The sequence below is a fragment of the Streptomyces silaceus genome, from assembly GCF_001419745.1.
In the GTDB taxonomy this organism is placed as follows: Bacteria; Actinomycetota; Actinomycetes; order Streptomycetales; family Streptomycetaceae; genus Streptomyces; species Streptomyces silaceus.
Genome location: NZ_LIRJ01000682.1, coordinates 1 through 1,363, shown reverse-complemented (window position 1 = coordinate 1,363; position 1,363 = coordinate 1). Strand labels below are relative to the sequence as shown.

Here is a 1,363-nt window from a genome sequence, read left to right as displayed (position 1 = left end):
GCTCTACCGCCCGCCGTGCCCAAGGCCGTTGACCACGAGCCTCGCCGGTCCCTCCGCCCCCGCCACCACCTCGGGCCACGCGGTGCCGCGCCGCCCGGGAGTGATCGAGCCGAGCACGCTCGGGTGCCGCGCCCCCGTGCTCGCCGGGACGGTGCCCGGCAGGCCGTGCAGGGTCAGGAAGCCGAGGACGGCGAAGGCGTACGCCTCCTTGGCCGCGGACGGCAGACCCAGCTCGTCGGAGGTGCGCAGCGGGAGCCCGCCGCCCAGCTCAGCCCGCAGCGCGGCCATCAGCGCGGGGTTGCGGGTGCCGCCGCCGGACGCGATGACCTCCGAGGCGCGCACCGAGCGGACGGCGTCGGCGACCGTGCGGGCGGTCAGACGGGTGAGCGTGGCGACGACGTCCTCGGCGGGCAGCTTCTCGTACCCCTGCAACGCCGTCCGCAGATACGGCAGATGGAAGAGCTCCTTGCCCGTCGTCTTCGGCGCGGGACGTGCGTAGTAGGGCTCGGCGAGCAGGCGCGCGAGCAGGCCCTCGTCGACCGTGCCGCGCGCGGCCAGCTCGCCGTCCAGGTCGTAGGCCAGGCTGCCGTCCGTCGCCTCGCGCACCGCGGCGTCGACGAGGGCGTTGGCCGGGCCCGTGTCGAAGGCGGTGCCGTCCGGGGCGGTGATGTTGGCGATGCCGCCGAGGTTCAGCGCGACGGGGGCGCCGGGCCGCCCGCGCAGCCACATCCGGTCCACCAGGCTGACCAGGGGCGCGCCCTGGCCGCCCGCCGCGATGTCGCGCGGGCGGAAGTCGGCGACCACCGGCAGGCCCGTCGCCTCGGCGATCCAGGCCGGCTGGCCGATCTGCAGGGTGCCGTGCACCTGCCCGTCCTCGACCCAGTGGTAGACGGTCTGGCCGTGCGAGGCGACCAGCTCGGCCTGCCCGTCGCACAGCTCCCGGTCCGCCTCGACCGCGGCGGCGGCGAACGCGCGGCCGATGCGGGTGTCGAGCCGGCAGACCTCGGCGAGGGTCGTGGGCGCGGGCGGCAGCGCGGCGCCCAGCTCCGCGCGCAGCCCGTCGTCGTAACCACGGGTGATCAGCCCGAGGGGAGTGAGCGTCAAGCGGTCCCCGTCCAGCGTCAGATCGGCGGCTGCCGCGTCGATCGCGTCGTACGAGGTCCCTGACATGAGCCCGATCACGCGCACGTGGGGCCTCCTTCTCGGTCGGCTCACCAATGCGCTTGATCATCGCACCTCACGGGCGGCGGGCGGCACGAGTTCCCCGAAAGCGGCACGGGGTGCAGTGGGCTCCGGCGGGCGCCCGTCTCACGCGCGGGCGGACAGGACCCGCTCACGCCACACCCCCGGGCCACCCCAGGCC

At 75.9% G+C, this 1,363-nt stretch carries 1 protein-coding gene; it reads right to left on the bottom strand.

Annotation, left to right across the window (positions count from 1 at the left end):
• Nucleotides 1–3: 3 nt before the first annotated feature.
• Nucleotides 4–1,188 (bottom strand): anhydro-N-acetylmuramic acid kinase, encoded by a 1,185-nt coding sequence (locus AOK22_RS38625; RefSeq protein ID WP_055703292.1) that lies wholly within the window; start codon nt 1,186–1,188, stop codon nt 4–6.
• Nucleotides 1,189–1,363 lie beyond the last annotated feature (175 nt).